The organism is Pseudomonas sp. VS40, from assembly GCF_018587885.1.
Lineage (GTDB): Bacteria > Pseudomonadota > Gammaproteobacteria > Pseudomonadales > Pseudomonadaceae > Aquipseudomonas > Aquipseudomonas pergaminensis.
In genome coordinates, this window is the sequence record NZ_JAGYWD010000002.1 from 255,813 (window position 1) to 279,826 (window position 24,014).

Consider the following 24,014-nt stretch of genomic DNA (forward strand, 5'->3'; position numbering starts at 1 on the left):
CTGCAGAAGTGGCTGACCCACCGCTATTGCAGGCAAGCCACCACCTCTAAACGGCATCCGTCGCAATAAGGTGATGGGCCATCGATGACATCAAATTGTCATCTCCTCACCACCTGGCTGCCACATTCCCTCGCTACTGTCCTCGCCAATGAGATCGATCTCAAGCGAGTGACAATGACTGACCTGAAAGACGTAGCAAGGCTGGCCGGGGTCTCCCGCGCCACCGCCGCCCGCACTTTTGCTTCCCCTGACCAAGTGCGCCCGGCCACCCGTGAACAGGTGTTTGCCGCCGCCCGCGAGTTGGGCTTCCGCCCCAATCTGCTGGGCCGCCAACTGCGCCTGCAAACCACCCAGTTGATCGGCGTGGTGGTGCCCAACTTGCTCAACCCGGTATTCGCTGAACAATTCCAGGCCATGGAGCGCGCGGCTCGGGCGCGTGGCTATAGCCTGTTGCTGGCGACCACCGACTACGACAGCGAACGCGAAAGCAGCGTGGTGGAAGAACTGCTGCGCCAGCGCGTCGATGGCCTGGTGCTGACGGTCACCGATGCCGAAAGCAACAGCGTGCTCAGCAGCCTCAACACCGAACAGACCCCGTTCGTGCTGGCCTACCACCAACCGAGCAACCCCAACTACAGCGCCGTGTCGGTCGACAACCGCGCCGGCATGGCCCTGGCCACGCGTTATCTGCTGGAAGCCGGCCATCGACGCATCAGCATGGTCGCCGGCCCTGCGCTGCAATCTGACCGTGCCCGCCTGCGCTACGCCGGTTATTGCGATGCAATGCGCGAATACGCCCTCGACCCCCGCCCGGTGATTGAAATGCCGGCCCATACCCAGGCCGAGTTCGCCGCCATCGAACCCTTTCTTCAAGGCCCCGGTGCGCCCACCGCGCTGGTGTGTTCCAACGACTTCCTGGCAATCAGCTTGATCGCCGAGCTGCGCCGCAACACCTGGAATGTGCCCGAACAACTCTCGGTGATGGGCTTTGACGGTATCAGCCTCGGCACCCAGATTCACCCGACCCTGTGCAGCGTGGTGCAGCCCATCGCGCTGCTCGCCAGCACCGTGATTGACCAACTGCTGGCGCAGATCGCCGGCAACGCCCCGATTTCCCACTGCCTGCCTTGCCATATTCGCCCCGGCGACAGTACCCAACCCCATGAGGAGACCCTAGATGCGCGCACTCAGTAAAACCCTCGCCGCCGTGCTGCTGTGCGGAGCGGCCAGCCTGGCCCAGGCCGCCGACACCGCAATTTGCTACAACTGCCCGCCGGACTGGGCCGACTGGGGCACCCAGCTAAAGGCCATCGCCGCCAGCACCGGTGTGCAGGTGCCGCTGGACAACAAGAACTCCGGCCAGTCCCTGGCGCAGTTGGTGGCGGAAAAAGCCGCACCGGTCGCCGACGTCGTGTACTACGGCGTGACCTTCGGCCTGCAGGCGCAAAAAGCCGAGGTGGTCGGCACCTACAAGCCCAAGGCTTGGGACCAGATCCCCGCTGGCCTCAAGGACCCGGCCGGCCATTGGTTCGCGATCCACTCCGGCACCTTGGGCATCATGGTCAACGTCGACGCGCTCGGTGGTTTGCCGGTGCCGCAAAGCTGGGCCGATCTGCTCAAGCCTGAGTACAAAGGCATGGTCGGTTACCTCGATCCCTCCAGCGCCTTCGTCGGCTACGTCTCGGCTGTGGCGATCAACCGCGCCCTGGGCGGTGACCTCGACAACTTCGCCCCCGCCATCGGCTACTTCCAGAAGCTGGCGAAAAACGCGCCCATCGTGCCCAAGCAAACCGCGTATGCACGCGTGCTGTCCGGTGAGTTGCCGATCCTGGTGGACTACGACTTCAACGCCTACCGCGCGCGCTACAAAGACAAGGCCAACGTCGCCTTCGTGATCCCCCAGGAAGGCAGCATCAGCGTGCCTTACGTGATGAGCCTGGTCGCCAACGCGCCACACCGCGCCAATGCGGAAAAAGTCCTCGACTTCGTGCTGTCGGACGAAGGCCAGGCGCTCTGGGCCAAGGCCTACCTGCGCCCTGTGCGGCCAATGAAAATGCCGGCTGACGTGGCCGCACAGTTCCTGCCCGACAGCGACTACGCCCGTGCCGGTGTGGTGGACTACGAAAAAATGGCCGCTGTGCAGGAAGCCTTCGCCGCCCGTTACTTGAACGAGGTTAAGTAAGTGGCTGCATCGGCAAGGCAGGCAGCCTGGGCACTGGCCCCGGCCTTTGCGGTACTGCTCGCGTTTTGGCTATTGCCGCTGGCGCACTTGGTGCTGCTCGGTGCCGAGAGCCGCGACAGCAACGGCAGCGGCTATTGGCAGGTGCTCAGTAGCGCGCAGTATTTGGGCAGCCTTGGGCAGACCCTGGTGCTGGCGGTGGTGGTGACGCTGGTGGCGCTGGTGATCGGCGGCATCAGCGGCGTGTTCCTCGCCCGCCAGCAGTTCTTTGGGCGCTCGGCGCTGGTGGCGTTGCTGACATTTCCCCTGGCCTTTCCCGGCGTGGTGGTGGGCTTCCTGGTGATCCTGCTGGCCGGGCGCCAGGGCTTGTTTGCCGCCCTGGGCCTGCAACTGGCGGGTGAGCGCTGGATCTTTGCCTACTCGCTGGCGGGGTTGTTCGTGGGCTACCTGTACTTCTCGATTCCACGGGTGATCCTCACGGTGATGGCGGCGTGCGAAAGCCTCGACCGCAGCCTGGAGGAAGCCGCGCACTCCTTGGGTGCCGGGCATTGGCGCGTGGTGTGCGATGTGGTTGTGCCGGGCCTGGCGCCGGCGTTGGCGTCGTGCGGGGCGATCTGTTTCGCCACCACCATGGGCGCCTTCGGCACCGCCTTTACGTTAGGCACGCGGCTGAATGTCACCCCGGTGGCGATCTACAACGTGTTTACCAACTACGCCAACTTTGCCGTGGCTGCCGCGCTGTCGGTGGTGCTTGGCGCGGTGACCTGGGCCGTGTTGCTGCTCACGCGGCGTCTGGTGAAAAACGCGGGGACTGTGCTGTGAAACGCTCATCGCTGTTTGTGTTGCAACTGCTATTCACCCTGCTGGTGTGCGCCTTCATGCTGGTGCCGGTGCTGATGTCGCTGCTGGCCGGGCTGACCCGCAACTTCTTTGTCGGCCTGTCCAGTGGCCTGACCTTCGACTGGTTGATCCAGGTATGGCAGGCCTATTCGCCCACCGTGTGGCTGTCCCTGCAATTGGCCCTGGCCTGCGCGGTGTGCGTCTGCGTGATTGGCGTACCGGCGGCCTACGCATTGGTGCGCCTGAACAACCGCTTCAGCCGCGCCTTTGAAGAACTGATGGTGCTGCCGGTGGCCATGCCGGGTTTGGCCAGTGCGCTGGCGTTGCTGCTCACCTATGGCCAGTTCGGCAGCTTTCGCAGCAGTTGGGTGTTCATTCTGGTCGGCCACGTGTTGTTCACCTTGCCGTTCCTGGTGCGCCCGGTGATGGCGGTGATGCAGCGCCAGCAATTGCCGGTGCTGGAGGAGGCGGCGGCGAGCCTGGGCGCGGGGCCTTTCAGGCGGTTTTTTTCCGTGGTGGTGCCCAACTGCCGCGCGGGGATCCTGGCGGGTGTGTTGATGGTGGTCACCTTGTCCCTGGGTGAATTCAACCTGACCTGGATGCTCCACACGCCGATGACCAAGACCTTGCCCGTGGGCCTGGCGGACAGCTACGCCTCGGCGCGCCTGGAAATCGCCAGCGCCTACACCCTTATCTTTTTGCTGATGATCGTGCCGCTGCTGATTGCGTTGCAGGCCATCAGTGCCCGTTTGTCCCGTGGAGAGCGTCGATGACCGCTATCACTATCCGCCTGCAAGGCTGTCGCAAGGCGTTCGCCGATGGCACCGTGGCCGTGCATGACTTGAACCTGACCGTCGAAGGCGGTGAAACCCTGGCGATCCTTGGCCCATCCGGCTGTGGCAAAACCACGACCTTGCGCCTGATCGCCGGCCTCGAACGCCCGGACGTGGGCCAGGTGCTGTTCGGTGACCAGGACGTGACCCGCCTGCCAATCGAGCGCCGCGATGTGGGCATGGTGTTCCAGAACTACGCGCTGTTTCCCAACCTGGATGTGGCCGGGAATATCGTCTACGGCTTGAAGATTCGCGGCATGTCGGTGCCTGAACGCAACAAGCGCTGCGACGAGTTGCTGGAGCTGGTGGGCTTGCGGAACCACGGCAAGCGCAGCATCCACGAGCTATCCGGCGGCCAGCGCCAGCGCGTGGCCCTGGCCCGTGCCTTGGCGCCGCGCCCCAAGGTGTTACTGCTGGATGAGCCGCTGGCGGCGCTCGATGCACAACTGCGCGAACGCCTGCGCAGCGAGTTGAATGAACTGCTGCGCGGGCTCGGTATCACCTCGGTCTTCGTCACCCACGACCAGGGCGAAGCCATGGCCCTGGGCGACCGCATCCTGGTGATGGAGCACGGCCGTGTCGCCCAGTTGGCCAGCCCGCGCGACATCTACCAGAAACCGGCCAACGCCTTCGTCGCGGGGTTTGTCGGCAACCTCAATGCCTTCGCCGTGATCGCGTCGTCGGCCCATGGCTTGAAAGTCTGTGGCGGTGAACTGCCGTGGCACACCGCTGACCTGCCCAGCACCGTCTACTGCCGCCCCGAACACCTGCGGGTAATGGAGGGTGAAGGGCACTTGCACGGTCATCTGTTGGCGCAGTTCTTCCAGGGCGCGCAAAGCCGCCTGCTGGTGGATGTGGGCGGCCCGCAGCCGTTGCTGGTCGACAGCAGTGATAACCAGCTGTACGCCGTCGGCGCGCCGATTGCCCTGGCGATTGCGCCGCACATGTTGTTCACCCTGAATGCCTGAGAATCTATTGTGAATCGTCCGTTCCTTGTCGCGCAGATCAGCGACCTGCACCTTAAAGCCGGCCAGCGCCTCACCTATGGCGTGGTCGATACCCTCGGCGCGCTACGGCGTGCCGTCGACCACCTCAACGCCAGCTACCCACGCCCCGATATCGTGGTGATCAGCGGTGACCTGGTGGACTTCGGCCGCGCCGATGAATACGCCGTGCTGCACCCCGAACTCGCGCGCCTGCACATGCCGTGCTACCTGGTGCCAGGCAACCACGATACGCGTGGGCCGCTGCTGGAGGCATTCCGTGATCACCGCTACTTGCCGGCCTCGGCAGACGGCCCATTGGACTGGGTAGTGGAGGAGCACCCGCTGCGGCTGATCGGCCTGGATTCCACTATCCCTGGCGGCCACGGCGGCCAGTTGCTCGATAGCCAGTTGCAGTGGCTGGATGCGCAACTGGCACTGCGTCCCGACGCGCCGACGCTGTTGATCCTGCATCACCCGCCCTTCATCAGTGGCATCGGCCATATGGACCGCGAACCTTTCATCAATGCCGCCGCGCTGGAGCACGTCGTGGCTCGCCATCCGCAAGTGGAACGCCTGCTGTGCGGGCACCTGCACCGGCCAATGCAACGGCGTTTCGGCGGCAGCCTCAGTTGTGTGTGCCCCGGCACCTCTCACCAGATCGTGCTGGATTTGCAAGAAGCGGCGCCCGCGCATTTCAACCTGGAGCCGGCGGGCTATTTGTTGCATCGCTGGGAGGCGCAACAAGGTTTGATCAGCCACAACGGCGTGTTCGGGGATTACCCGGGGCCGTATCCGTTTTATGACGCTCATGGATTGATTGACTGAGGTTATACGGAGGTTCACTCGTTCAACTAAGCCGCTAAACGTTCGTTCACGCACCGGCCAACCGAGTTTGGCCGTGTGTTTCCTGCTGCCCATTATTTGCGCCCGGAACTTGGATTCCGCGCCGGAGTTCGTCCTGATGAAAGCCACTTTGAATGTATTAAGCGTATTGACCGGCAGTCTGGGTATTGCCCTGAGCCCCTTGGCCTCGGCTGATTTCCTGGGTGACAGCAAAGCCAACTTGAGCCTGCGCAACTTCTACTTCAACAACGACAACCGCGACGGCGCCGCCGCACCGTCGAAAACCGAAGAGTGGGGCCAGGCGTTTATCCTCAACTATCAGTCGGGCTTTACCGATGGCACTGTCGGGTTCGGCCTGGATGCGGTGGGCATGCTCGGCCTGACCCTCGACAGCGGCGCCGGGCGCCATGTGGGCAGCTCGATGATCCCCACCGACGACGGCAAGGCCGCCGACAACTGGGCCCGTGGCGGTGCGACAGCCAAGGCGCGTTTCGCCAAGAGCGAGTTGAGCTACGGCTACCTGCGGCCGAACCTGCCGATCCTGGTGAGCAACGATGGGCGCCTGTTGCCGCAATCGTTCGAAGGTGGGCAAATCACCAGCAAGGACATCGACAACCTGACCCTGATCGGCGGCCAACTGCAACACGCCACCGGCCGTGGCTCCAGCGACCGCAGCGGCCTGGCGGCAGCGGGCGGCACCCAGGAAAGCAACACATTCAATTACGCCGGCGCCGATTACCAAGTGACCAAGGACCTGATGGTCCAGTACTACTACGCCAACCTCGAAGACTATTACCAACAACACTTTGCCGGCCTGATCCATGTACTACCGCTGGGTGACTTTGGCTCATTGAAAACCGATTTGCGCTACTTCAAGACCCGCTCCGACGGCAAGAACAGCAGCGCCGCCGGCCGCGCCGAAGGCTACAAGCTCGGCGGCTATACCAAGAACGGCAACGGTGAAATCGACAACGACACCTGGAGCGCGGCGTTCATCTACTCCCTGGGCCCGCACGCGATCACTGCCGGTTACCAGCAAGTCTCGGACGACAGCAATTTCGCCCAGCTCAACCAGGGCGGCCTGGTCAATAAAGGAGAGGGCGGTTCCAGCCTGTACCTCTACACCGACCGTACCGTGCAGACCTTCATCCAGGCCGGAGAACGCACGGCCTTTGCCCAATACGCCTATGACTTCGCCTCGCTCGGCGTACCGGGCCTGAAGGCCTCGGTGATGTACCTGAAGGGCGACCACATCCTCACCACCGGCGGCAACGATGCGAGTGAATGGGAGCGCGATATTTCCCTGGACTACGTGGTGCAGAGCGGCACGTTCAAGAACGTCGGGTTCGGCTGGCGCAACGGAGTGTCGCGCAGCGAAGTGGCACGGGACCAGGATCAGAATCGGGTATTTGTGAGTTATTCGATTCCGTTGATGTAACGGCACATTAAGGCGCCACACGGTCAATGGGGGCGCCGTCGAGCCTTAGCGAGGCCGCGATGGCGGAGGCGATGCCAGCGGAGATTCAGGCTGACCCACCGCTATCGTAGCCTGGCTAAAGCTCATCACAATCGACTCACGCGACACACGATTTTCGTGGTCAAGCCACGCGGTTCCTGCCCGCGGCCTTGGCCTCGTACAATTGCATATCCGCGCGCTTGAGCAGCGCCGAGGTGTCGCGGTCCGACGGTTCGGCGACGCCCACGCCGATGCTCACGGTCACATGGCCCACGGTTGGAAACACTGCCGTCTCAACGGCCTTACGGATTTTTTCCGCCACCACGTCAGGGCTGTCGGGTGCTTCGACTTCGGGCAGCAGCACCGCGAATTCCTCACCGCCGTAACGCGCCACAAAGTCGGTGGCGCGGGTGGTGTTTTCGATCAGCGCGGCCAGTTGGCACAGCACGTCGTCGCCGATGGCGTGGCCGTACGTGTCGTTGACGCGTTTGAAGTAGTCGGCATCGATCAACAGCAGCGCGAAGGTGCGGCCTGTACGTTGGAACAGCAGGCTGTTTTCGGCGAGTTTTTCATCGAAGCGACGGCGGTTGTAGACGCCGGTCAATGCATCGTGGGTGGCGAGCTTGAGCAGCTCGGCATTGGCTTGGGTGAGGTCAGCGGTGCGTTGCGCGACGGTGGCTTCCAGGGAGGCGTTAGCCTCTTGCAACTGGCGCTCCTTGGACAGCAGGGATTGGGTCATGCCGGTGAGCGAGCGGCCCAACTGGGCAATTTCCAGCACCGGGTGATCCTGAGGGAAGACCGCGCCGGGTAGTTGGTCCTGCACCTGCTTGGCGGACCGGGCCAGGCGTTCGATCGGGCGGCTGAGGGTAGACGCCAGGTAGTAGGCGACCAGTCCAAACACCACGGCGGCGATCAGCCCCAGCAGCAACAGTTTGTACAGCAGCACACGCGCCGGTTGCAACGCAACGTCCAGGGGCTGGCGCGCCATGATGTACCAGCTCACTTTTGCATTCGACGGGCTGGGCACCGCCACCGAGGCAGTGACGTAGCCATCGCCGGTGGACCAGCCCGACGGCTTGCTCAGGTTGGCCGGCGGCATCTGCTCACCCGCCAGTACTTCCGGATAGAGCACTTTGCCGTCGAAGTCGACAATCAGCGCTTCAAGGTTCGGCACGGCATCTTTCTGCATCACGGCAGAATCGACGATTTGCGTGACCCAGCGCCAATGCGCATGTGCGCCCAGCACGCCGATGGTCTCGCCCTGGGCATTGCGAATCGGTGCGGCGAAATCGATAAAGCGCAGTGGCTCGCCGTTGGCGGCGCCCGGCAGCAGCTTGGCCAGCAGCACGGCTTCGTGGGGATCACCGGTGTACTCGCCGCGCATGCCCGCCTGGAACCATGGCCGTTGCTGCACCGACTGACCGACCAGCAAGCCGTTGACCGCTTGGCGCACCTTGCCCTCGGCATCGGCCACGCCCATCCACGCATATTCGGCGCGCGACTGGGTGCGCAGTTCCATCAGGGTGAGGATATCTGGCGCGTCCAGGTCACCCTGGCGAAACAACGGCGCCTTGCTCAGCAGTGACACTTCCAGCTGCCGCTCGCGCAGTTGCACGGCCAGCAGGGCAGCGGCAGAGCGCGCCGTACTCAGCAGCGTATTGCCGCTGGCCTGCTTCACCTGTTCAGTGGCGATGTACCCCACGTAAAAGCCCACGCTCAATAACGTAAGCAACGATAAACCGGCGAACCAGAGGGTCAGGTGACTGCGCAGGCTGGCTTTGATCATGAGGGCTCTATGGAGTGGTCGTTTGGAACCATGGTAGGCGCAATGGATGGGGTGCGGCCAGTGATGGCGTCGCTTATCCAGGGGTATCAACCTGAGCAGTTTTTATGGTTGTCTGGAATATAATGAGTATGGCTCATTATGGACGCCTGTCGACAATGGCTGCCCTCCATCGCTGGCAAGCCAGCTCTCACAGAAAAGCAACCGGGGCCGCTACAGGTATTTGAGCCACGCCAAGTCACGGCGCCGAGCCTTGAGCGCTGCAAACCAGCGTACCGGCGGATACAGCGCCAAGGGCAGCAGCAATGCCACCAGCCAAATAGCGCCGATGCTGTCGAAACCGAAGTAGTTGCCGTGATTAAGCCCAAACAGCGCCACACAGGCGACGTAGAGGATTTTCAGCACATACAGGTGCAGCAGATAGAAGAACATGGGCGCCGCCCCGAACGTGGCCAGGATACCGATCCAGCGTTTTTGCCCCGCACGTTCAAACGCCAGCAACAGCAGCAAGCCAACCCCCAGGGTCAATGCCAGAAACAGCAGCGAAGGCGGGTACTTGGTGATGTTGAAAAAACTCATCAGGGACTGCACGCCGTTCTCATAGGCATGCCACGGCTTCTCCCCATACCCATTGGCCGTGCGCAACACCACGAACCCCACCAATGCCCCCACACCGGCCAGCAACAGAAAGCGCTGGCGCAACGCCGATGGCATGCCCTGGGCAAACCAGGGGCCCAACCCGTAACCCAGGGCAATCACGCCGATCCACGGCAGCACCGGGTAGGTGGTACGCAGCCGCAGCGAATCGCCGACCTCGATCCAACTGCGTTCATGCAGGATTGTCCACGGCACATGCAGGGCCGAGCCCGCATCGAAGTGCAAGCCATCGAGCAAGTTGTGCCCGCCAATGATCACCAGTGCCACGGCAATCAGCACTGGACGCGGTAACCACACCAGCGCGGCCAGGGCGAGCATGCTCACGCCAATCGCCCAGATCACCTGCATGTAGATCACGCTGGGTGGCAGTTGGAAGGTCCAGGCAAAGTTGACCAGAGTAAATTCCAGCACCACCAGGAACAGCCCGCGCTTGAACAGGAACGCCGACACATCGCGGCGGCCCGAGTACTTCTGGCCATAGAGCCAGGCCGACAAGCCTGTGAGCAACACAAACACCGGCGCACACAGGTGCGCGAGGGTGCGGCTGACAAACAGCGCGGGCTCGGTGCTGTCGATGGTCATCGGGTCGCTGACCTGGCGGTGCAGCAGGAAGGTTTCGCGCACGTGGTCCAGCAGCATGAACAGGATCACCAGGCCGCGCAGGGCGTCGATGGAAAGCAGGCGTTGGCGCAGAGGTAAAGCGTCGGTCATGGGCAAGCATCACAGGGCAGGGCGGAAGTGGGGCGTTATCCTATAACATTAATTTGCGCGTTGCCGCGATTCCTTGGTCAGACTAGAATGCGATCAATTCTTAATTACTCCTTGGCTCCCTGCGCCGGTGATTCGCATGTCGTCCCCCCTCCATTTGCCTATCCAGGACCTGTACTGCGAACACCATGGATGGTTGTACCGCTGGCTCGACCGCAAGCTCGGCAACGCCAGTGATGCGGCCGACCTGGCCCACGACACCTTCATGCGCCTGCTCACCCGCCAGCCTGGCGCCGGTTTCGGCAGCGAGCCGCGAGCGTTGCTCACCCATATCGCCAAGGGCTTGATGATCGACAGTTGGCGCCGCCAGGAAGTCGAACGCGCCTACCTGGAGACCATCGCCCACCTGCCGGAGCAGGAAGTGCCGTCGCCGGAAACCCGTTGGCTGATCCTGGAGGCGCTGTACCGTATCGAAGCAATGCTGCGCGACTTGCCCGAAAAGACCCGCCAAGCCTTCCTGATGTCACAGATCGATGGCCTCACTTACGCGCAGATTGCCGAGCAATTGCAGGTGTCGCTGGTGTCGGTCAAACGCTATATGCGCGATGCGTTCCTGGCATGCCTGAGCGTGGCATGAACCCGTCCATTGACCCGCTGATCCTCGGCGAAGCCGCCGACTGGATGGTGCAATTGCAGTCCGGCAGCGCCACCGACGAAGACCGCCGCGCCATTGCCCAGTGGCAGGGCCGCAGCGCCCAGCACGCCCAGGCCTGGCAGCGCGCGCAAGCGATCCTGGGCGACTTCGACAGCGTGCCCGCCGCGATTGCCGGCGACACCCTCAAGCGCATCGGTCGCAAAAAATCCCTCGGCCGTCGCCAGGCCCTCGGGCTGTTGCTGTTGGCGGGGCCGGCGACCTGGTTGGCGTATCGGCAAAAACCGTGGCAATCGTGGACCGCCGACCAACACACCGCCACCGGCGAACAGCGCAGCCTCACCTTGCCCGATGGCACGCGCCTGCTGATCAATACGGCCAGCTCACTGAACATCGTCTTCACTGACCAAGTGCGGCGTATCGAGTTGCTGCAAGGCGAAGTGATGATCACCACCGCCAAGGATCCTGCACCCAGCCATCGCCCGTTTATCGTGCAGACCCGCCACGGCACCGCCCGCGCCCTGGGCACGCATTTCAGTGTGCGAGTCGGCGAGCAGAGCAGCCGCGTGGCCGTGCTCGACGGGGCGGTGGAAATGCTGCCAGCGCACGCCAACCGTGGGCTGACCCTCAAGGCCGGCGAGCAAGGCGCCTTCAGTGGCGACAGCGTGGCGCCCGTGCAGCCGCTGGACATCGGCGCAACCACTTGGGAAAACGGCATGCTGCTGGCCCAACGGATGCGCCTGGCGGACTTGCTCGATGAGTTGGGCCGTTACCGTCGTGGCGTGTTGCGTTGCCACGCCAGTGTGGCCGCGCTGACCGTGTCCGGGGCGTTCCCCCTGCGTGACACCGACGCCAGCCTGCGTCTGTTGCAGGAAACCCTGCCGGTCAAGATAAGCAGCCTCACCGGCTACTGGGTGACCGTTGAGCCGCGCTGAGATTTTTTTCGACGTTCGCTGATACCTTTTTCGTTGTCGCTCGGTGTAGGGGAGAACCCTCAACTTTGCACCGCGCCGACAGGAATCTCCATGACCTTCACACCGCACCCCATCCGTCCCTTGAAGGCCTTGAGCCTGGCGGTTGCCCTGGCAGCCATGGCTCCGTTGCACAGCGCTGTGGCCGCAGACGCAGCGTCGACCAGCGCGGTGCGCAGCTACAACCTTGCGCCGGCGCCGTTGGGCAATGTGCTGGCGCAGTTTGCGGCGTTGTCCGGGGTGCCGTTGTCGTTTGATTCCACGCTGCTCAATGACCAGCAAAGCGCCGGTTTGCAGGGCAGTTTCACCGCACACGCGGGTTTCACGCAGTTGCTGCAAGGCAGCGGCTATACCCTGCAAAGCACCGGCGCCAACGGCTACACCCTGGTGCCTGAGCCGACGGGCGACGCGTTGCAGTTGGGGGCGACCACCATCAGTGGGGAGAGCGGGGCGCAAGCGGACACCTATGCCGGTGGCCAGGTCGCACGTTCGGCGCGCCTCGGTGTGTTGGGCAACCGTTCGATCAATGACGTGCCGTTCAGCGTGGTCAGCTACACCGCCAAGACCATCGCCGACCAGCAGGCGCGCACCGTGGGCGATGTGCTGCTCAATGATGCGTCGGTGCGCCAGTCCTCCGGCTTTGGCAATTTTTCCCAGGTGTTCACCATTCGCGGCCTGCCGCTGAACACCGATGACATTGCCTTCAACGGCCTGTACGGCGTGCTGCCACGGCAGATCATCACCACCGAGGCGTTGGAGCGGGTCGAGTTGTTCAAGGGCCCCAATGCGTTCGTCAACGGCGTGTCGCCGGCGGGCAGCGGCATTGGCGGCAGCGTCAACCTGGTGCCCAAGCGTGCCGAAGAGGTGCCCACCCGCAGCATCACCCTCGACACCACCACCGATGGCCAGAGCGGCGGCCATCTCGACCTCGGCCAGCGGTTCGGCGAAGACAACCGCTTCGGCGCGCGGGTCAACCTCGCCAAGCATGGCGGCGACACAGCCACCGAGGATGAATTCAAAAGCTCGCAACTGGTGGCGGTGGCCTTGGATTACCGCGGCGATCGCCTGCGGGTGTCGACTGACTTTGGCTACCAGAAAGAGCGCATCAACAGCGGTCGTTCGGTGGTGTATCCCAATGGCACCCAGGTGCCGAAGGCGCCGTCCGCCAAGCACAACTACGCCCAGGACTGGAGCTGGTCGGAGCTGGAAGACACTTACGGCATGTTCAACGCCGAATACGATTTGAATGAAAGCTGGACGGCGTATGTGGGCGGTGGCGCCAAGCACACGCGGGAAAACGGCCAGTATTCGTCGCTGTATGTGGGCAACGATGGCAGCGGTCGCGTGGGCTTTTTGTACTCGCCCCACGATGAAGATAACAAGAGCGCCATGGCCGGTTTGAATGGGCACTTCACTACCGGGCCAGTGACCCATCAAGTCAACTTCGGCTTGTCGGGTATTTGGGGAGAGCAGCGTTCGGCCTTCGAGGCGATCCTGCAGGCCAACCGTCGGCCGGGCAATCTGTACAATCCAACGCAGATTCCGCGCCCCAGCGTCACGTACTTCGGCAGTGATATCCATGACCCGCGTATTGTCGGCAAGAACCGCATCAAGAGCGCAGCGGTGTCCGACACCCTGGGCTTTATTGATGATCGCGTACTGCTGACCCTGGGCGTGCGGCGCCAGACCATTGAAGTGGATGGGTGGAACACCACCACGGGTGTGCGCACTGCCAACTATGCCGAAAGCATCACCACGCCGGTGTATGGCCTGGTGGTCAAGCCGTGGGAGCACGTGTCGCTCTATGCCAACCGCATCGAGGGGCTGGCCCAGGGGCCGACGGCGCCGCTAACCAACGTCACCAACCCCGGCGAGGTGTTCGCGCCCAACCGTAGCAAACAGACCGAAGCGGGGGTCAAGCTGGATTGGGATACCTTTGGCGCGACCCTGGGTGTCTACCGCATCGAGCAGCCGAGCAGCGCCACCAACACCAACGCCAATGGCACCAACACCTTCAGCGTCGACGGCGAGCAGATCAACAAAGGCGTGGAGCTGAACGTCTTCGGCGAACCGGTCGACGGCCTGCGCCTGCTGGCCGGTGCGACCTGGATGAACACCGAACTGAAAAACACCTCCAACGGCCTCAGCGACGGCAACCGCGCCGCCGGCGTGCCGCGTTTCCAGTACAACATTGGCGCTGACTGGGATATTCCCGGCCTCCAGGGCGCCGCCGTCAACGCGCGGATGCTGCGCACCGGTGGCGAGTACGTCAACGCCACCAACACCCTGAGCATCCCCGCCTGGACCCGCGTCGACCTCGGCGCCCGCTATGGCTTCAAGGCCGACGACAAGTACATCACCCTGCGCGCCAACGTTGAGAACGTGGCGAACAAGGCGTATTGGGCGTCGGCGTCGACCGCCAACAACTACCTGACCCAGGGCGAGCCGCGCACGGTCAAGCTGTCGGCAACGGTGGACTTCTGATCGGCAAACCCAGTATTCCGCCAAGGAATGCCCCCATAAAAACAGCGCATTGTCTTTCCTGTGGCACATCTCGTAGCGTGGTGTTCCCCTCAAGGAGAATCGTTATGCGCCTGTATGTGGATCATCTGTACACCAGCCCTTACGCCATGTCGGTGTTTGTCGCCCTGCGCGAAAAAGGCCTGGCGTTCGACACGATCACCCTGGACCTGGATGCCGCGCAACAGCACGCGGCCGACTTTGCCCAACTGTCCCTGACCCAGCGCGTGCCCACCTTGGTAGAAGGCGATTTTGCGCTGTCCGAGTCCTCGGCGATCACCGAGTACCTGGAGCAGTCCTACCCCGAGACGCCGCTGTACCCGGCCGATCCAAAACAGCGGGCGAGGGCGCGGCAGGTGCAGGCATGGCTGCGCAGCGACTTGCTGGCGATCCGTCAGGAGCGCTCGACGATGGTGGTGTTCTACGGGCAAAAGATGCCGCCACTGTCGCCTGTGGCTGAAGCAGCGGCGGCGAAGTTGATCAAGGCGGCCCAGGCGCTGTTGGCGGGTAATCCGGCGTACTTGTTCGGTGAGTGGTCCATCGCTGACGTGGACCTGGCCGTGATGCTCAATCGCCTCATTCTCAATGGCGACAGCGTGCCTGCCGAGTTGGTGGAATACGCGCGCCGCCAGTGGCTGCGACCGTCCGTACAGGCGTGGGTCAATCAACAACGCCCTGCGCAGTAGAGCGTTCGGTGATCTGCAAGACGCGGCGGTCCAGGTCCTCCCAATCCGCCATGCCCAATACCCGCGTGGTGTTCAAGCCACGCAGGTAACCGCGCAGTTGATGGGCGCTGGCGCGGACCTGGTCGGCACTCGCCGCGGCGTCCTGCAGCACGTCTTCATAGTCGACCAGGTAATCGGCGACGCGCTCGCGAAATTCCGGCAGGACGGCTTCGCGGATGCGGTCGAAGGTTTTCTGGTGAGGCTTCATAGCGTGGTCCTTATAGGTTTTATGGGTGCACTATCGGTTCAGATAATAGTCACCATCACGGATCGCAAGTTCTGTTTTTGCTGGAAAAGCGGAAAATCAGCCCCATCGAGACGCTGTTCAAGGAAATGCGCGATGAGGATGTTTATTCAGCTGGCGTTGATGGCTTTGATGCTGGGCACCGTGGCTATCAACAACGCGGCACTCGCAGACGATCTGCGTACGGGCCATTTGCTACCTATCGGCGCTAGCGTAGAATCCCTGCAGCACGCACAGTCGGTGGGTGTCTTGCTGAGCGACAACACCCGCGACAACCTCGGCTACCTTGAACGCTACCACGAGATGGCCTTGAATGGTGCCAAGGATGCCCTCGACGGGCGTATCCGCCAGGCGTTCGTCAACAGTTCCGACCCAGAGCTGGCCATCGACTGGTTGATGAGCTCGTTGCAAGGCACCTTTTTGTCGGTGACTGTCTACGACAACCTGGATGCGTTGGTGCAGGCTCACCCGGATGTGGTGGTGATGCTCGATACCCACAACCAACTGCTGACCCCGCGTAATGATGTGGTCGAGGCACGCTTTGTTGCGCGGTTCTATGACGCGAACCTGCAGTACATCGCCAAGGCCGAAGGCTCGGTGCACAAGCAGGTGCCGTCGGTGTGGGTGCATGACAAAGCCGCGCCGGAGATTGCCGCGCAGATCGAGCAGCAACGTGATGTGCAGCTCGATGCCTTGAAGCAGTTTGATGCGTCGCTCAAGTCTTTGGTCCGTGCCGGTTGATATGAACCTTTATTTTTGTAGTCAGGAATTTTTCATGCGCGCTCTTTTCGTCCCGGCCTTGGCCCTAGCTTCCCTGTTGCTGGCCGGTTGTGTCACCGCCCCCAACGCCCCAACCCTTACCTTGCAAACCAGCAAGGGGCCTGAGGCCTATGTGCAGTGTGTATTGCCCAAGCTGGAAAAGCATGGGATTACCTCGACCGTCACGCAGAACTCGCGTCACGCCAAGGTGGTGTTGACCAGTAAGATTGCTGCCGATGATGTGCTGGAGGCCTACAAGTCCCAGGACGGCGGCAAGGTGTTTCTGTATGAGCGCAAGCCGCTGGCGTCGACGATCACGCCATCGCGGTTGGAGTTGGCGGCGCAAGAGTGCAAATAACTCCGGGGCGTGCATAGCTGATGTGGGTGGGGGCTGGCTTGCGCTGGCGGTCTGGCAGCCGACCGCTATCTAACTGTCACCCCACGATTCAAAAATGTGGGAGCTGGCTTGCCTGCGATTGCGCCCTGACACCCGACCACAATCTAACTGTCACCCCGCGATCCAAAAATGTGGGAGCTGGCTTGCCTGCCAAAGCGGCCTGACAGCCGACCACAATCTAACTGTCACCCCGCGATTCAAAAATGTGGGAGCTGGCTTGCCTGCGAAAGCGGCCTAACAGCCGACCACAATCTAACTGTCACCCCGCGATCCAAATGTGGGAGCTGGCTTGCCTGCGAAAGCGGCCTAACAGCCGACCACAATCTAACTGTCCTCCCGCGATCCAAATGTGGGAGCTGGCTTGCCTGCGAAAGCGGCCTAACAGCCGACCACAATCTAACTGTCGCCCCGCGATCCAAAATGTGGGAGCTGGCTTGCCTGCGAAGGCGGCCTGACAGCCGACCTGGATGTTGGATCAGACCGAGTACATATCCGTTATTTGGGTAACGGCTGCTATGGGTTCCGCCCTTACGGCGGGTCACTTTGGAAAAGCCCCAAAGTAACCAAAGGGCTCTTGCCCCAACACTCGGCACCTCGCCTAGGCTCGGTGTGCCCGTAATCCGACAGGTATTTGGGGGGCCGCCGCCACGCGCCATCCATGGCGCGGGGCGGCTAAACCGGCATCCCTGCCGGTTTACCCCCCAAATCCCTGTCGAATTCCGGCCAGCGTGTTTGACGGGGCGCCTGAGATCAAAAGCAAAATCAAAAGCTGGATCAAGAGCGGCTCGCTTCGCATCGTGGTTAGGTTTGTTGCTACGGGGGGTGTGTATGGCCTACGCAGGCAAGCGCCCCTCCCACTTTTTTTGATTCACGTAGGGCTCATGGTTTGGCTTCGTTACTGAACGCGTTGACTGTCTTGACCAACCCTTGCGCCGCCAACGCCACTAACTCTCCACCTTTCTCTACTGTCGCCAGCGCCGGGTCCGAGCCCATGCGTCCGTCGGGGAAGCGTGCGCGGAAGTCCAGCGCTTCGCGGATCGGCCCGGTGTTGGCGATTTGTGGTGAGTAGTCGGCAGTCTTGATCGAGTCTGGGTACGCCCACTGTGTCACCGCAATCTCCGATGGGGTGGCATGGCTGCCATGGCCCACCGGGAATTGGCGTTGGGCCAGGTCGCTCACGCCTTCCAGGTCCCACCAGTTCACCAGTTTCAGCGCGAACCCGGCAGGGCGGCGGGCGAAGCTGGCCTCGGCGTACAGCTCCGAGAACGCTGCTTCGATGGTGGCGATATTGCCGCCGTGGCCGTTCAGAAACAGAATCTTCTCGAAACCATGCCCCGCCAGTGAGCGCACCCAATCGCCAATCGCAGCGATGAAGGTGGAAGGGCGCAGGGAAATGGTGCCGGGAAAACCCAAGTGATGCTGGGCCATGCCGATATTGAAGGTCGGGCCGATCAGGATGTCGGCGTTCTTCTGCGCCGCATGGGCGATGATTTCCGGGCACATCCAGTCGGTGCCCAGCAGGCCGGTGGGGCCGTGCTGTTCATTGGAACCGATGGGAATCACCACCGTGCGGCTGCGTTCCAGGAACTGGCCGATCTCGATCCAGGTGGAGTGGTGTAGAAGCATGTGTGGCTCTCTTTTTTTATCGATGGGGACAGGCTATCCGCCACGGATTGTACGACTACTCGCCACCTGCTGGGGTTTGCAATTGAGGTACGTCGAGGACTTCAGCCAACGTTGGTCGGGATACCAGGAAAACATGAACTGCCCATCCTTGAGCTTGTCCACCACTTGGCGCGCCACCTGCGGGCGCACGGCCGGGCAACCCTGGCTGCGGCCGATACGGCCTTCGCGCTTGCTCCACAGGGGGCTCACGTAGTCGGCCGCATGAATCACGATGGCGCGGTCGCGGGCCAGGTCATTGAAGCCCGGCTCCAGGCCATCCATGCGCAGCGAGTAGCCGTGGGTGCCCAGGTAACTTTCCTGGGTGCGGAACAGGCCCAGGCTGGACTGGTGGCTGCCTTCGAGGTTGGAGAACTGGGTGGCGAAGTTTTCCCCGGACTTGGCGCCATGGGCAACCAGGTCGCGCAGCACCAGGGTCTTCTTGCGCAAATCGAAGATCCACAGCCGACGGGCGGTCGAAGGCTGGGAGTAGTCAATAACCGCTAGGCGCTCGGAACGTTCCTCGCCATTATTGACTGCGCACTGCACCGCGTTCAGGGCGCTTTTGAGTACAGTGGGATTGAGTTCTGGAGCCGAGCGCGCCAGGCTGCTATACAAGGAAGGAGGAGTGCCATTGGCGGCGAGCGCAGTCGTGCTCAAAGCGGCCAGGCTCACGGTGATCAAGCCCAGGGTGGTCATCCCGAGCCGGCACATAAAAGTCAGCATCTACAGTACATCCCCCCACTGTGGATTGGAGCAAAGTCAATTGTTCAAAAAACACGCATGTTACTTGAGCATTTGCCTGCTCGTTGCACCATTGGTCGCGACAGCCGACGCGCTCCCGGTCGAGCCGTTGCCGGTCACAACGCCGGCGCCGGTCGATCTGGCGCCGGTCCAACAGGCCCTGGCGCAACTGCCCAGTGTCTGCCCCGGTCTGGCGCCGCAGATCGACGCCGCCGCCCAACTGCGCCTGCAAGCTTTCTACCAACAGCAGGGTAATGTGCCGTTGTGGTCCGCCGACGAGCGTCGCCAAGCCCTGCAATCTCAGTTGTTGCTGCTGGCCGATGACGGCCTGGACCCCACCCACTATAGCCTGCCTGCGGCGGATGCCACGGCCAACGTGCTGTGCAGCGATATCGACACCAGCCAGCACTACCTGCAAGCCCTGCAGGATTTGCACTACGGGCGCCTGCAGCAATCGCGCTTCGAACCGCTGTGGCATTCCCAGCCGCCGACCCGCGACCCCAGCATTGACGTGCTGGCCTTTGCCGCCACGGGCCTGCAAGACATGGCCCAAGCGTTCGACCAGGCCCGGCCCAGCGCCGATTTGTACCGCAGCCTGCGCAATGCCTATTCCACCGTGCGCCAGCAGCCGTTGCCGCATTGGGACCCGGTCGCCACGGGCCCGCTGTTGCGTCCCGGCATGGAAGACCCGCGCGTCCCGGAACTGGCGCGGCGCCTGATCAGTGGCGGCTACCTGGCCAAGGCGCCCAGCGGCAAGCAATACCGCGACGACCTGGTCAAGGCGGTCAAGGCGTTCCAGCTCAGCCATTCGCTGCAGGCCGACGGCGTGATCGGCGCCGGTACCGTGGCCGAACTCAACATCAGCCCGGCCGTGCGTCGCGAACAGCTGCGCATCAACCTTGAGCGCTTCCGCTGGCTGGCCCAGGACCTGGAGCCCGAAGGTGTGCTGGTCAACGTCGCCGCCGCGCAATTGAGCGTGTACCAGAGCGGCATTCCCGTGTGGCAAACCCGCCTGCAAGTCGGCCGCGCCGAACGCCAGACGCCGCTGCTGAAATCGCGCATCACCCGGCTGACCCTCAACCCGACCTGGACCATCCCGCCCACCATCATGCGCGAGGATAAACTCCCGGCGATCCGCCTCAACCCCGAATACCTGCGCCAGCAGAACCTGCAAGTGCTCGACGCCGAAGGCCACCCGCTGGCGCCGGAACAGATCGACTGGGCGCGCCCCGGCAATATCCTGCTGCGCCAGGAAGCCGGCCCCCGCAACCCGCTGGGCAAGATCGTGATGCGCTTCCCCAACCCGTACTCGGTGTACCTGCACGACACGCCGAGCCAGCCACTGTTCACCAAGGGGCCGCGGGCATTCAGCTCAGGCTGTGTCAGGGTTGAACAACCTTTGTTGCTGCGGGATCTGCTGGTGAGCCCGGCCGAACGCGCCCGCACCGATGAACTGCTGGCCACCGGCGTAACCCATGAATTCAGGCTGGCCACGCCGGTGCCGGTGCTGCTGGGCTACTGGACGGTGGAGGTCGACCGCCAGGGCGGCTTGGTGTATGCGCCGGATATCTACGCGCGCGATCTGGTGTTGATGAAGGCGATGGGGAGTGTGCTTTGAGGCGCAAGAGGGCGAGATTACCGGGGTGAGCGGGCAAGCCTGCTCACCACAGTTACCGCCTGCTCCGGCGTCATGAGGGCAGTGTCGATCTCTAGGGGCCCGCTCTCCCACGCTTCATATTCGTGTGCGAGAACGGACTGCCAGGTGGGTGGAATCAGGCCGGGAATGTCGCCTGTTCGGGTTTCTACCCGTCGTTGATGTTCCTCCCGGTCCGAGCAGGTCACCAGGATATCCAGCAACACCACCTTTGCCGCCGCAGCGACGGCCTTCCACGCCTCTCGGCTTTCCCTGACCGGGTTCACGCAGTCCGCCACCACGGTGTGCCCCACCTGCAGATTGCTCAACGCCAGCGCATTCGCTACGCCGTAGCCGCTGGCACCCACATCGCCGGCCAGTACGCCGGCCTTGCGGATCGCCTGTTCGATCACGTCGATACGCAGGTAAACCGCGCCGGTCTGGCGCGCCAGTTCGCGGGCGATGGTGGTCTTGCCAGTGCCGGGCAGTCCGCTGAAGACAATGAGCATGGAGAGGTCTCATGAAATTGGGCCAGTCAGGGTATCCTTCAGTGCCCCCACAGGTCGACCACAGGACACCCGATGCTTCTGCCGTTCGTGAAAATGCATGCCCATGGCGACGATTTCATCATCGTTGATCGCCGTGGCCTGGATGATCCCATCACCGCGAAGGTCGCCCGCCAGCTGGGCGATCGTCATACCGGGATCGGCTTCAACCAACTGGCCGTGGTGCTCGACTGTGACGATGCCGCCGCGCGCGTCAAGTTCTGGAACCCCAACGGCACGCCGCTGGCCACCTGCGGCAGCGCCACCCGTGGCGTGGCCGACCGTTTGATGCATGAAACCGGCACGGCGTCGGTGGTGTTGCGAACCGACCGGGGCTTGCTGACCTGTGTGCGTGCGCCGGGGCAACACGTCTCGGTGAACATGGGCGAACCGTCGCTGGACTGGTCGGCGGTACCGCTGGCCGAGGCCGTGGACACGCGCACCTTGCCCATCGAGGGCAACCCGGCGGCGTGCAGCATGGGCAACCCGCATTGCACGTATTTTGTGGAAGACATTGCGGCTGTCGACGTGGCGGCCGTGGGGCCTGCGCTGGAAACGCACCCGCTGTTCCCGGCCAAGACCAATGTGCATTTCGTGCAGGTACTTGATCGTGGCCATATCCGCCTACGCATCTGGGAGCGCGGCGGCGGCGTGCCGTTGGGGTCTGGCTCGTGCTGCTGCGGGGCCGTGGTCAATGGGATCCGGCGAGGATTGCTGGATGCCACGGTGCAGGTCCAGTGCGATGGCGGCACAGTGACGGTGCACTGGGACGGGCAGGGCGGGGTGGTGTTGACCGGGCGCGTGGAGCCGGTGCTACAGGGCAGTGCTTATTTGCCCTGAAACGTCACCGTAAAGGTGGTACCGCCCACCTCACAGGACTTTACCGCCACATCCCCGCCATGCACCCTGGCCAACTCGCGCACGATGTACAGGCCCAGGCCCACGCTGCGCACATCGCTGCCTTGGTCGGTGCCACGGGTCATGGGTTCGAACAGCCCGGCCAGCAAGCTTTCGGGAATCGGTTCGCCGTAGTTGTGCACGGACACTTCACACGCGCCATCGCACAGCCGTGACGTGACCGTGATCGGCCGCTGCAGGTCGCCATAGGCCACGCTGTTGGCCACCAGGTTGCCAATGATCTGCTGCACACGGTCGGCGTCCAGGCTCGCGTCGCCTTGGCCTTCGCTGTGATGCTCCAGCGTCGCCTTGGGGAACGCCACGCGCAGTTCATCCACGGCGCGATGGATCACGCTGTGCAGATCCAGGGGGGCCGCCTTGATGCTGATGCCCTGGCCGACCCGGGCCTGGGTAAAGTCCAGCAGGTCGGCGATCATGCGTTGGGCGCGTTCGGATGACTGGCCGATATGCCCCAGCAACTGGCGCTCCTTGGGCGTGCGTTCGCTGCGGCTGAGAAAGTCGGAGGCCATGCGAATCGCCGTGAGCGGGTTTTTCAGGTCGTGGCTGACAATCGCTACCATCTGTTCAGCGAACAGCGCGCGGCGTTGGGAAACGGCGTAGGCCTCGCGCAGCTCGGCCTGAGCCTGCTGCAGGGCCAGTTCGGTGGCGGTTTTTTCCTGCAACAACGCTTCGGCCAAGTTGCGGGCGTTGAGCAGCTCGCGTTCGTACTTGTCGCGGTCGGTGGTGCCGAACAACGCCAGGTCGTACACCACGCTGTCGGCCTGTTCACGCTGGATGCCGTTGAGCAGTACGGTGACCTTGTGGCCGTCGCGGTGCAGCATGTCGAGCTTCACTTCGGTGACGCTGCCATGCATGCGCAACATCGGGGCCAGGTGAGTCTGGTGGAAGATGCGTCCGCCCATGGTCAGTAAATCCTGGAAACGCTTGCCGCACAGCTCGGTGTTGCTGAACCCCAGCCACTCGCTGAAGCGCGCGTTGGCTTGCAGGATCATGCCATCTTGCGCGGTGACGGCCAGGGCGCAGGCCGCGCTGTCGAATAGGTCAGCTGGCACGCGCAACCGCCCAGGGTGCCAGGAAATCGTCCATGGCTGCTGCGCAGGCCTGTGGCGCGCTCATGTGCGGGCAATGGCCGATGTTCTCCACCAGGCAATAGCGGCTGTGGGACAGCACGCTGTGCAGGTATTCGCCTACGGCGACGGGGGCGATCAGGTCATCGGTGGATTGCAGGATCAACACCGGGGTGGCCAGGCCGATCACGTCCTGGCGGTTGTCCGACATGAACGTCACCCGCGCGAATTGCTTGGCGATCTCAGGTTCAGTGCGGCAGAAACTCTCGGTCAACGCTTCGCCCAGCGCCGGTTGATCCGGTGCGCCCATGATCACCGGGGCCATGGCGCTGGACCAGCCGAGGTAGTTGCTGTCGAGGGTGTCGAGCAGGTCCTCGATATCGCCGCGTTTGAAGCCGCCGATGTAGCCGTCTTCATCGATATAGCGCGGCGATGGCCCGATCATCACATGGGCACTGATGCGGCCGGGGGCCAGGCGGTCGGCGAGGGCGCCGATCATTGCGCTGACCGAATGCCCCACCAGGATCACCGGGCCGACGGCGTAGGCCTCGATGATTTCATTGAGGTCACGGGCGTAGCCTTCCAGCGTGCCGTACTTGGCCTTGTCGAAGGCGCCCAAGTCTGACAGCCCCGCGCCCACCAGGTCGTACATCACCACGCGAAAGCGTTCCAGGAAATGCGGCGCCAGGTAGTTCCACATGGCCTGGTTGCAGCCGAACCCGTGGGAAAACACCAGGGTCGAGGTCCCGTTGCCCATCACGCTGACATTGTTACGGTGGAGTAAGTCCATGGGTTTGCTCGGTTGTGGCGTATTGCTATGACTGCAGGGAGTTTAGATAGTCACAGGCGTGGGGTCACGCGTTATAGCGCCGTTAAGGTAAAGTCACCGCCT

At 62.9% G+C, this 24,014-nt stretch carries 23 protein-coding genes; 15 read left to right on the plus strand and 8 right to left on the minus strand.

Annotated elements, in window-relative coordinates; translation table 11 throughout:
* Nucleotides 1-174: 174 nt before the first annotated feature.
* The 7 genes from KHP07_RS06245 to KHP07_RS06275 all read left to right on the plus strand — a co-directional run bounded on the left by KHP07_RS06245 (nt 175) and on the right by KHP07_RS06275 (nt 7,119).
* Nucleotides 175-1,194 carry a LacI family DNA-binding transcriptional regulator gene (locus tag KHP07_RS06245; protein WP_214496795.1) on the plus strand — a complete coding sequence of 340 codons (1,020 nt, stop codon included), beginning with the start codon at nt 175-177 and terminating at the stop codon, nt 1,192-1,194.
* Nucleotides 1,178-2,182 carry an ABC transporter substrate-binding protein gene (locus KHP07_RS06250; protein ID WP_214496796.1) on the plus strand — a complete coding sequence of 335 codons (1,005 nt, stop codon included), beginning with the start codon at nt 1,178-1,180 and terminating at the stop codon, nt 2,180-2,182. The genes KHP07_RS06245 and KHP07_RS06250 overlap by 17 nt, the downstream gene beginning before the upstream one ends.
* Nucleotides 2,183-3,001, plus strand: coding sequence for an ABC transporter permease (locus KHP07_RS06255; protein WP_214496797.1), 819 nt, complete (start codon nt 2,183-2,185; stop codon nt 2,999-3,001).
* Nucleotides 2,998-3,792: an ABC transporter permease gene (locus tag KHP07_RS06260; RefSeq protein ID WP_214496798.1), complete on the plus strand. Its 795-nt coding sequence runs from the start codon at nt 2,998-3,000 to the stop codon at nt 3,790-3,792. Before KHP07_RS06255 ends, KHP07_RS06260 begins: the two co-directional genes overlap by 4 nt.
* Nucleotides 3,789-4,820, plus strand: a complete 1,032-nt coding sequence (locus KHP07_RS06265) for an ABC transporter ATP-binding protein (protein WP_214496799.1) — start codon at nt 3,789-3,791, stop codon at nt 4,818-4,820. The genes KHP07_RS06260 and KHP07_RS06265 overlap by 4 nt, the downstream gene beginning before the upstream one ends.
* A gap of 9 nt (nt 4,821-4,829) precedes the next feature.
* Nucleotides 4,830-5,663 carry a phosphodiesterase gene (locus KHP07_RS06270; RefSeq protein ID WP_078048878.1) on the plus strand — a complete coding sequence of 278 codons (834 nt, stop codon included), beginning with the start codon at nt 4,830-4,832 and terminating at the stop codon, nt 5,661-5,663.
* A 136-nt stretch (nt 5,664-5,799) separates the two neighbouring features.
* A complete protein-coding gene (locus KHP07_RS06275) occupies nt 5,800-7,119 on the plus strand; it encodes an OprD family porin (protein ID WP_214496800.1) in 1,320 nt (439 codons plus the stop codon).
* A gap of 160 nt (nt 7,120-7,279) precedes the next feature.
* On the opposite strand, the gene KHP07_RS06280 is transcribed toward KHP07_RS06275, so the two are convergent.
* Together KHP07_RS06280 and KHP07_RS06285 are read right to left on the minus strand one after the other, a co-directional pair.
* Nucleotides 7,280-8,923 carry a sensor domain-containing diguanylate cyclase gene (locus KHP07_RS06280; protein WP_214496801.1) on the minus strand — a complete coding sequence of 548 codons (1,644 nt, stop codon included), beginning with the start codon at nt 8,921-8,923 and terminating at the stop codon, nt 7,280-7,282.
* A 210-nt stretch (nt 8,924-9,133) separates the two neighbouring features.
* Nucleotides 9,134-10,288 (minus strand): acetyltransferase domain-containing protein, encoded by a 1,155-nt coding sequence (locus tag KHP07_RS06285; RefSeq protein WP_214496802.1) that lies wholly within the window; start codon nt 10,286-10,288, stop codon nt 9,134-9,136.
* 136 nt (nt 10,289-10,424) lie between these two features.
* Between KHP07_RS06285 and KHP07_RS06290 the strand changes: the two genes are divergently transcribed.
* The 4 genes from KHP07_RS06290 to yfcF all read left to right on the plus strand — a co-directional run bounded on the left by KHP07_RS06290 (nt 10,425) and on the right by yfcF (nt 15,114).
* A complete protein-coding gene (locus KHP07_RS06290; RefSeq protein ID WP_078048874.1) occupies nt 10,425-10,922 on the plus strand; it encodes a sigma-70 family RNA polymerase sigma factor in 498 nt (165 codons plus the stop codon).
* Nucleotides 10,919-11,872: a FecR domain-containing protein gene (locus tag KHP07_RS06295; RefSeq protein WP_214496803.1), complete on the plus strand. Its 954-nt coding sequence runs from the start codon at nt 10,919-10,921 to the stop codon at nt 11,870-11,872. The genes KHP07_RS06290 and KHP07_RS06295 overlap by 4 nt, the downstream gene beginning before the upstream one ends.
* Before the next feature lie 90 nt (nt 11,873-11,962).
* Nucleotides 11,963-14,392, plus strand: a complete 2,430-nt coding sequence (locus KHP07_RS06300; RefSeq protein ID WP_078048872.1) for a TonB-dependent receptor — start codon at nt 11,963-11,965, stop codon at nt 14,390-14,392.
* Nucleotides 14,393-14,496: 104 nt separating this feature from the next.
* Nucleotides 14,497-15,114 carry a glutathione transferase gene (gene yfcF / locus KHP07_RS06305; RefSeq protein ID WP_214496804.1) on the plus strand — a complete coding sequence of 206 codons (618 nt, stop codon included), beginning with the start codon at nt 14,497-14,499 and terminating at the stop codon, nt 15,112-15,114.
* On the opposite strand, the gene KHP07_RS06310 is transcribed toward yfcF, so the two are convergent.
* On the minus strand, nt 15,089-15,361 hold the full coding sequence (locus KHP07_RS06310) for a hypothetical protein (protein WP_078048870.1): 273 nt from the start codon (nt 15,359-15,361) through the stop codon (nt 15,089-15,091). The genes yfcF and KHP07_RS06310 overlap by 26 nt on opposite strands.
* 132 nt (nt 15,362-15,493) lie before the next feature.
* On the opposite strand from KHP07_RS06310, the gene KHP07_RS06315 reads away from it, so the two are divergent.
* Together KHP07_RS06315 and KHP07_RS06320 are read left to right on the plus strand one after the other, a co-directional pair.
* Nucleotides 15,494-16,138 (plus strand): ATPase, encoded by a 645-nt coding sequence (locus KHP07_RS06315; protein WP_214496805.1) that lies wholly within the window; start codon nt 15,494-15,496, stop codon nt 16,136-16,138.
* Nucleotides 16,139-16,172: 34 nt separating this feature from the next.
* Nucleotides 16,173-16,514 (plus strand): hypothetical protein, encoded by a 342-nt coding sequence (locus KHP07_RS06320; RefSeq protein ID WP_078048868.1) that lies wholly within the window; start codon nt 16,173-16,175, stop codon nt 16,512-16,514.
* 918 nt (nt 16,515-17,432) lie between these two features.
* Here KHP07_RS06320 and KHP07_RS06325 read toward each other — a convergent pair.
* Entirely contained in the window at nt 17,433-18,179 is a 747-nt protein-coding gene (locus KHP07_RS06325; protein ID WP_078048867.1) for a creatininase family protein, read from the minus strand.
* Nucleotides 18,180-18,212: 33 nt separating this feature from the next.
* Nucleotides 18,213-18,941: a murein L,D-transpeptidase catalytic domain family protein gene (locus KHP07_RS06330; protein WP_078048866.1), complete on the minus strand. Its 729-nt coding sequence runs from the start codon at nt 18,939-18,941 to the stop codon at nt 18,213-18,215.
* 40 nt (nt 18,942-18,981) lie between these two features.
* On the opposite strand from KHP07_RS06330, the gene KHP07_RS06335 reads away from it, so the two are divergent.
* The gene (locus KHP07_RS06335) at nt 18,982-20,577 is read left to right on the plus strand and encodes a L,D-transpeptidase family protein (protein ID WP_214496806.1); all 1,596 of its coding nucleotides are present in this window, start codon (nt 18,982-18,984) and stop codon (nt 20,575-20,577) included.
* A 17-nt stretch (nt 20,578-20,594) separates the two neighbouring features.
* Here the strand turns inward: KHP07_RS06335 and KHP07_RS06340 are convergent, their stop codons facing one another.
* The gene (locus KHP07_RS06340) at nt 20,595-21,101 is read right to left on the minus strand and encodes a P-loop nucleotide/nucleoside kinase family protein (RefSeq protein WP_100490450.1); all 507 of its coding nucleotides are present in this window, start codon (nt 21,099-21,101) and stop codon (nt 20,595-20,597) included.
* A gap of 72 nt (nt 21,102-21,173) precedes the next feature.
* Between KHP07_RS06340 and dapF the strand changes: the two genes are divergently transcribed.
* Nucleotides 21,174-21,977, plus strand: a complete 804-nt coding sequence (dapF, locus tag KHP07_RS06345; RefSeq protein ID WP_099491747.1) for a diaminopimelate epimerase — start codon at nt 21,174-21,176, stop codon at nt 21,975-21,977.
* Here dapF and KHP07_RS06350 read toward each other — a convergent pair.
* Complete coding sequence (locus tag KHP07_RS06350) at nt 21,965-23,107, minus strand: PAS domain-containing sensor histidine kinase (RefSeq protein ID WP_214496807.1); 1,143 nt, start codon at nt 23,105-23,107, stop codon at nt 21,965-21,967. The two genes, dapF and KHP07_RS06350, sit on opposite strands and share 13 nt — an antisense overlap.
* A complete protein-coding gene (locus KHP07_RS06355; protein ID WP_099491745.1) occupies nt 23,097-23,912 on the minus strand; it encodes an alpha/beta fold hydrolase in 816 nt (271 codons plus the stop codon). Before KHP07_RS06355 ends, KHP07_RS06350 begins: the two co-directional genes overlap by 11 nt.
* Between the last annotated feature and the right edge of the window lie 102 nt (nt 23,913-24,014).

What these genes read in the sequence shown, in the direction of transcription:
- KHP07_RS06245 (WP_214496795.1), top strand. Translation starts at nt 175, where the DNA reads ATGACTGACCTGAAAGACGTAGCAAGGCTGGCCGGGGTCTCCCGCGCC.
- KHP07_RS06250 (WP_214496796.1), top strand. Translation starts at nt 1,178, where the DNA reads ATGCGCGCACTCAGTAAAACCCTCGCCGCCGTGCTGCTGTGCGGAGCG.
- KHP07_RS06265 (WP_214496799.1), top strand. Translation starts at nt 3,789, where the DNA reads ATGACCGCTATCACTATCCGCCTGCAAGGCTGTCGCAAGGCGTTCGCC.
- KHP07_RS06275 (WP_214496800.1), top strand. Translation starts at nt 5,800, where the DNA reads ATGAAAGCCACTTTGAATGTATTAAGCGTATTGACCGGCAGTCTGGGT.
- KHP07_RS06280 (WP_214496801.1), bottom strand. Translation starts at nt 8,923, where the DNA reads ATGATCAAAGCCAGCCTGCGCAGTCACCTGACCCTCTGGTTCGCCGGT.
- KHP07_RS06285 (WP_214496802.1), bottom strand. Translation starts at nt 10,288, where the DNA reads ATGACCGACGCTTTACCTCTGCGCCAACGCCTGCTTTCCATCGACGCC.
- KHP07_RS06290 (WP_078048874.1), top strand. Translation starts at nt 10,425, where the DNA reads ATGTCGTCCCCCCTCCATTTGCCTATCCAGGACCTGTACTGCGAACAC.
- KHP07_RS06295 (WP_214496803.1), top strand. Translation starts at nt 10,919, where the DNA reads ATGAACCCGTCCATTGACCCGCTGATCCTCGGCGAAGCCGCCGACTGG.
- KHP07_RS06300 (WP_078048872.1), top strand. Translation starts at nt 11,963, where the DNA reads ATGACCTTCACACCGCACCCCATCCGTCCCTTGAAGGCCTTGAGCCTG.
- yfcF (WP_214496804.1), top strand. Translation starts at nt 14,497, where the DNA reads ATGCGCCTGTATGTGGATCATCTGTACACCAGCCCTTACGCCATGTCG.
- KHP07_RS06310 (WP_078048870.1), bottom strand. Translation starts at nt 15,361, where the DNA reads ATGAAGCCTCACCAGAAAACCTTCGACCGCATCCGCGAAGCCGTCCTG.
- KHP07_RS06315 (WP_214496805.1), top strand. Translation starts at nt 15,494, where the DNA reads ATGAGGATGTTTATTCAGCTGGCGTTGATGGCTTTGATGCTGGGCACC.
- KHP07_RS06320 (WP_078048868.1), top strand. Translation starts at nt 16,173, where the DNA reads ATGCGCGCTCTTTTCGTCCCGGCCTTGGCCCTAGCTTCCCTGTTGCTG.
- KHP07_RS06325 (WP_078048867.1), bottom strand. Translation starts at nt 18,179, where the DNA reads ATGCTTCTACACCACTCCACCTGGATCGAGATCGGCCAGTTCCTGGAA.
- KHP07_RS06330 (WP_078048866.1), bottom strand. Translation starts at nt 18,941, where the DNA reads ATGCTGACTTTTATGTGCCGGCTCGGGATGACCACCCTGGGCTTGATC.
- KHP07_RS06340 (WP_100490450.1), bottom strand. Translation starts at nt 21,101, where the DNA reads ATGCTCATTGTCTTCAGCGGACTGCCCGGCACTGGCAAGACCACCATC.
- dapF (WP_099491747.1), top strand. Translation starts at nt 21,174, where the DNA reads ATGCTTCTGCCGTTCGTGAAAATGCATGCCCATGGCGACGATTTCATC.
- KHP07_RS06355 (WP_099491745.1), bottom strand. Translation starts at nt 23,912, where the DNA reads ATGGACTTACTCCACCGTAACAATGTCAGCGTGATGGGCAACGGGACC.